Source organism: Gemmatimonadota bacterium (genome assembly GCA_026706345.1).
Taxonomy (GTDB): Bacteria; JAAXHH01; JAAXHH01; order JAAXHH01; family JAAXHH01; genus JAAXHH01.
The window spans coordinates 18,889-24,603 of the sequence record JAPOYX010000058.1 but is presented as its reverse complement, the minus strand read 5'-3'; the positions used below and the strand labels follow the sequence as shown (position 1 = coordinate 24,603).

6 protein-coding genes are annotated in these 5,715 nt (G+C 59.7%); 1 reads left to right on the top strand and 5 read right to left on the bottom strand.

The features are described 5' to 3' along the window. Positions 1 to 611, top strand: a 611-nt coding sequence (locus OXG98_04915) for an ATP-binding protein (protein ID MCY3771345.1), incomplete at its 5' end; no start/stop codon positions are given. Positions 612 to 679: 68 nt separating this feature from the next. Here OXG98_04915 and OXG98_04910 read toward each other — a convergent pair. The 5 genes from OXG98_04910 to OXG98_04890 all read right to left on the bottom strand — a co-directional run bounded on the left by OXG98_04910 (position 680) and on the right by OXG98_04890 (position 5,561). Beyond that, on the bottom strand, positions 680 to 1,564 hold the full coding sequence (locus OXG98_04910) for a ZIP family metal transporter (GenBank protein ID MCY3771344.1): 885 nt from the start codon (positions 1,562 to 1,564) through the stop codon (positions 680 to 682). An 85-nt stretch (positions 1,565 to 1,649) separates the two neighbouring features. Next, positions 1,650 to 2,138, bottom strand: a complete 489-nt coding sequence (locus OXG98_04905) for a hypothetical protein (GenBank protein MCY3771343.1) — start codon at positions 2,136 to 2,138, stop codon at positions 1,650 to 1,652. A gap of 24 nt (positions 2,139 to 2,162) precedes the next feature. After that, entirely contained in the window at positions 2,163 to 3,326 is a 1,164-nt protein-coding gene (locus tag OXG98_04900; GenBank protein MCY3771342.1) for an ABC transporter substrate-binding protein, read from the bottom strand. Continuing rightward, on the bottom strand, positions 3,310 to 4,650 hold the full coding sequence (locus OXG98_04895) for a protease modulator HflK (GenBank protein MCY3771341.1): 1,341 nt from the start codon (positions 4,648 to 4,650) through the stop codon (positions 3,310 to 3,312). The genes OXG98_04900 and OXG98_04895 overlap by 17 nt, the downstream gene beginning before the upstream one ends. A gap of 17 nt (positions 4,651 to 4,667) precedes the next feature. Then, on the bottom strand, positions 4,668 to 5,561 hold the full coding sequence (locus OXG98_04890) for a protease modulator HflC (protein ID MCY3771340.1): 894 nt from the start codon (positions 5,559 to 5,561) through the stop codon (positions 4,668 to 4,670). Between the last annotated feature and the right edge of the window lie 154 nt (positions 5,562 to 5,715).

Below are 5,715 nucleotides of genomic sequence, written 5' to 3'. Positions count from 1 at the left end.
TCACGGATAACCTGCGCAGGATCCGAGAACATGGGGAACGGGCCAACCGCATTGTCCGGGACATGCTGCAGATGGGCCGTGGATCGGGTGAGAAGCAGTCCACGGACGTAAACGCCCTGCTGGAGGAACACGCCCGCCTGGCCTACCACAGCGCGCGGGCGTCCAACGCGGATTTCCAGCTCGAAATCAACGAGGACTTCGATCCGGAATTGGGGCAGATCGAGATCGTTTCGCAGGAAATGGCCCGGGTATTCCTGAATATGGTGAACAACGCCTGTCACGCGACCAACGAGAAAAGGGAAGATTCGGATACGGATGAAGGTTACGTACCCGCTATCTGGCTGTCCACCCGGCGCGAGGAAGATCAGATCGTCGTCCGCATAAGGGACAACGGCAAGGGGATACCGCCCGATGTGCGCGAGAAGATCTTCAATCCCTTCTTCACAACCAAGCCTACCGACCAGGGCACCGGGCTGGGCCTGGCGCTCTCCAATGATATCGTTCGCGAGCACGGAGGAGCTATCGAGGTGAATTCGGAACCAGGCGAATACACCGAGATGGCGATCAGGCTTCCACTCGAACCTGCCGAAGCCCCGCAGGAAACCGCGTAGCCTTCCGTTTTTCCTCTCGATCAACAACTGGCTTTGCGGGACGTTCCTACACGTACGCGTAGCGGATGCTAATGGGAATCGAGGGTCTCCAGCCCGTGCATGGTGTCTGATTCGAAATAGAACAGGGCATAGGCGAGGCCGATCCCGATGAGGAAGGCCAGGGCGAGGATTCCGCGGTCGTGGCTGTGAAACTGGATCTCGGGCAGCAGGTCGCTCAGGGAGATGCACAGAAAAACGCCGGCGGCGAAGGCCATGACATACCCCACGATATGCAGCTCGTTGAGCTGACTCAGCAGGCCGACGCCCAGAAAGGTCAACACGGTTACGAGCGGACACAACAGGGCGAAACCGACGTTGGTCAGCGTGCAGGCCCGGCTCCCGTAGCCGGAGACCCGCATCAGTCCGATGATGGAATAGGCGTCCAGGGGTTTGTGCAGCATGATCGCCAGGAACACGCCCAGTCCCGCCAGAATCGCTCCCCCGTCGTGCAACAGGCCGATGCGCACGCTGGCTCCGAGGGCGATACCCTCGGTTATGGTATGCAGGCCGAGACCCGTGGCGACGCCGAACACGCTTCTGGGATTGATGTCCATGGCGCCATGGCGATCATGCGGGTGGGCGTGGTCATGATGATCCTCCAGGGCCATTGCTTCATGGCTGAAGTCGTGCTGATGAAACCGGAAGATCCTTAGCAGCACGATGATCATGATGACGCCGAGTACCGCGCATCCCACGGCGATTTCACCGGCATAGGGACCGGGAATATCTTCCAGGCTGTGCAGCAGGAGATGGTACATGGCGACGCCCAGCAGGAATCCCGCCACGAGACTCATGACCAGTTGCGTGCGCGTGTGGGTCAGGGTGACGATGGCCGAGAGCTTCCCGCCCAGCAGGGACACGGCGAAGATCGCGACGGAATATCCCAGAAGAAGCAGCATGGTACCGTTTTCCACGGGGTGATTCCTCCCCCGACCCGAACCGTCCATCCCGGGTCAGGAGGCAGCCTTAGGAGTCTGCAGTTGCGAAGCAGGAATGAACTCAGAAGAAAATCATGAGCAGGGCGATCGTGATCAACCCGCCCAGCATGAATCCCAGCGCGCTGACAATCCCGGATACAGTGGCGGAATCCGCGAGGCGGAAGGTCTGTTCTTCGATGGTAAACATGACCTGGGACCGGTTGATCTCCCCGTCGACGAAACGCTTCAGACCGTTCTCGGCGCCGTGGGCCTCCTTCACCGAGACCACGGCCACGAGGATCATCGTCAACGCCGAGGCAAGGGTGCCGGTGGCGAAGGCAAGCAACGAAAACAGGCTGACCCAGTGGTAGGTGGAACCCTGATCTCCCGTCGCCGCGCTCATGAAGCCGATGATCAGCGCGGCGCCGCCCGCGTTACCGAACAAGAGGAGGCGTGCTGATTCGGTGATCATCCTGAACATGGTGCCGCGCCGAAGCGCGACGACCTTGTAAAGCTCGCGCAACCACTCCTCGCCGACTTCCTCGACGGTAAATTCATCTACCTTCTTCAATGGTCGTACCTCGCTTGAAGGTTATCATTCACCCAGATTCGTCAGGCGGATGTACTTGGATCCCGAATTCGTACCCGGCGCGAATTCCAGGCTCCAGTCGTCGATCATGACTTTCTCGGGGGACAGTGCGGTGGACATGAACTGCTCCCGCGTCAGCACACCGCCCATACGTTCCACAACGTCGATGACGAATCGTCCCAGGATATAGCCTTCAAAGGCCACCTCGTTCACCAGGGTCGCCACCGTTTCAACCTGTCCGTACTCCGGTCGCAGCGCGTTTCGAAACCGCCGGGCAACCCGGCTGGCATTGCTGTTCGGATCGGGAATCACCTCGGTCACCAGGATCTTTTCCGACCGGTTTTCGAGCAGTTTCTTCAGTTCCTGGGAAAGAACGAAGGAAAGGTTCGCGACGATATAATCGTGACCCAGGGAATGGGACAGGTTGATGATTTCCGAGTTCGCCGCGTAGGACCCAACGATCAGGATGGCGTCGAGGTCTGCCTTCGCTATCATGAACAGGCCGGCGTGGACCGCGTGGGTGTTGCGGGAATGGGCGGTCTTGGCGAGTATTGGCAGATCATGGGCATCGAGGGCCGCCTGGCAGTTTCTCAGTACCGAGCGGCCGAAGGTGTCGTCCTGGTATATGACGCCGAACCGTTTCTTGCCGAGATCATCTACGATGTAATCGACCATGGTCACGACTTCGTCCAGGTATCCGGCCCGCAGGTTGATGACGTTGGGAAACCGGCTGAAATTGCGGAGGAAGTCGGCGCCGGTGAAGGGGCCGACAAAGGGAATCCTGGCGGTACGGAGTACGGGGGCAATCCGCTTGGCCGTCGGTGTTCCCACACCGCCAATTACCGCGAACACATCGTTTTCGACAGCGAACCGCTCTGCGTTCGCCGCGGCCTGTTCCGGTTCATAGCCGTCATCCAGGGACAGCAGGCGCAGGACTCTTCCATTGATCCCGCCCGCGCGGTTCCGTTCCTCGAAGGCGGCGAGGATTCCCGCCCGGTAATACAGTCCCAGGTTCCTGTTGGGACCCGTGAAGCACGCGCTCTGGCCAAACACGATGGCGTCGGAGGTTATACCCGTCTCCGCCCGGACCGGCAGGGGCTGAACGAGCAACGTGGCGACGATCGCAGCCGCCACCCAGGCGAGGCCGCGCGGATTATTGCTTGGGATCACTTTGGCTCCCTTCAGTGCCCTTTTTTGATTCTTCTTCACCGCTTTCTTCGTCGTGAATGTTTTCCACCATGGCCTTCTCGCTGGCCTGGCCTGCCACATCCGTGCTGCTGGTCGACACATGTCCATGCGTGAAAATGGACGGCGTGTCGAAAATGAGCGATCTGGGCCGGGCGACCGGGAGATGATCCCGCTCGGTGTTCCGGCTATGAAATCGACCTTCGATCAGGAATCCATCCCGGTTTATATTCTCATACCGGTGTATCGCTGGCGGAATGGTGGAAAGGATCGGCCTGTCCAGGGAATCGGGACCGGTCGCGGCCAGGGCTTCCGGAGAATCGAAAGCCAGGTCTACCGGCGCCAACCCCGTGCCACCGTCTATCAGGTTGACTTCGATATTCGCGTCGTTGCCGGGATTGACCGCCGCGAGATTCGCCTCGGCGAAGATGGTGCGCATACGCTGCCAGTAACGGGTAATGCCCACCTGGGCCGGATGCTTCCGGTATTCGTCCAGCAGTTTCGAGAATGCGCCGGCGCTGCTTTCGGCCTGCAGAACGCGCGCTCTGGCCGTGGCCCTTGCATCCATGATGACCGCATCCGCCTGCCCCTTCGTCCGGGCGATCAGTTTCTCCCGCCGCAGGTTGGCGTTGCTGATGGATTGCATACGCTCGGATATGGCGTCGTTTACGTCCCGGAACGCGGCTACCGTCTCTTCTATGGGCCGTATATCAACGATGTTGAGATCGACGAGTTCGATGCCGATATCGACCGATTCGAGTTGATCGAGGAGGTAATCGTGGAGTTGGCGCTCGATGATACTCCGGTTGGACGTGAGGATCAGGTCGATAAAATTCCGCCCCACGACGTTGACCATCTCCTCCCGGACCCACATGGTCATGACCGTTGAAGGATCCGTCACCACGAAGAGATAGTTGCGCAGATTGTCAATGGTGTACTGAACCGCGACATCAACCTCGACCAGGTTCGTATCCCCGGAAAGCAACGTCACGTGCGTATCGCCCGAAACGTCTTCGCTTTCGATGGGGACGCGGACGATTCGTTTCACTTTGCGTATGTGGATTTTATGGACGATGGGAACGCAGTAGTGCAGGCCCGGTCCGATATCGGCGTCCACCACTTTGCCGAATTGCAGCAGGACGCCCTGCTCTTCTTTCTTGACGACATAGAATCCGCTGGCCAGCACGGCGACGACGGAAAGGGCGATCACGCTCCAGAAGAGACGGCCCCAGCCGAAACTCCGTGCAGAATCGAAGAGGGCGTAGATTACGCGGGTGCTTTGCGGCAAGGATCTGGTATCGTCGGTCATGAGTTTCCGCTCTCGCGCTATCGGGGAACCGTCCGGCTGTCCAGGTACCGGAACAGTTCGTTGTCGGCGGGCAGCATGAGTGTCGTATTCTTGTCGATGATCAGGTCGTAGCTGTCTAATGCCCGGATGAACCGGTAAAACGCCGGGTCCCTCCGATAAGCGCTGCCCAGCAAGGCCATCGCTTCCGCCTCCGCCGTGCCGAGAATCGCCGTGGCTTCCGCGTGCGCCTCCGCCATGAGCTTCTCATGTTCGTTTATCGCCAGCGCCTCGATGCGTATGGCCATCTCCTCGCCCTCGCTGCGGTATCGCGCGGCGATGCGGGCGCGTTCCGAGATCATGCGCTGGATCACCGCCGGGCGGTTCTCCACGGGCAGCGTGTATTCGATGATCCCCGCTTTCAGTACTTCGATGCCGTAGTTGGCTCTGGCGACCGGCGCGACGCTGTCCAGGATGTCTCGCGAGGCTTCGTGCAGGTCTTCGTGTTCCAGTCCCAGGCTGATGAACGCGTCCCGGGCCTTGTTGCTGATGACGATCCCACTGCCCGACAGGTAAAGGTCCCGCAGGTGCTCGGTCGCGTTTTCGCCCGTTCTTATGGCTTCCACGTACAGGATAGGGTCGACGATGCGCCAGAGCAGATATCCGCTGATCAGTATGTTCTTCTGGTCTTCCGTGATCAGTTCGTGGGACACGTCGGTGAGCGTTTGAAGCCGCCTGTCCACTTTATATACCCGGGAGACCGGCCGGGGCCACTTGAAGTGCAGTCCGGGCTGCTTTACCGGAGGCGATATATTGCCGAAATTCGTCAGCACGCCCTGCTGGGTTTCGTTGATCACGTAGAAGCAATCGTAGACGATCGCCGCCAGTACCAACGCGACGATGGCCGTGCGGACGCGTCGTCCCTTACCGTTCATTTGCCTTTTCCTCCTGTCTTGGCGGATGGCGGGGGGGGGGGGGGGGGGGGGGGGGGGGCCACCCCCCCCCCCCTTTCTGCGACGCGCCCGTTGTGGTGTGTGTTTTTTGGGGCGAAAATTTGTTTGTGTTTCTCAGTGCATCGCGTTTCAGTAT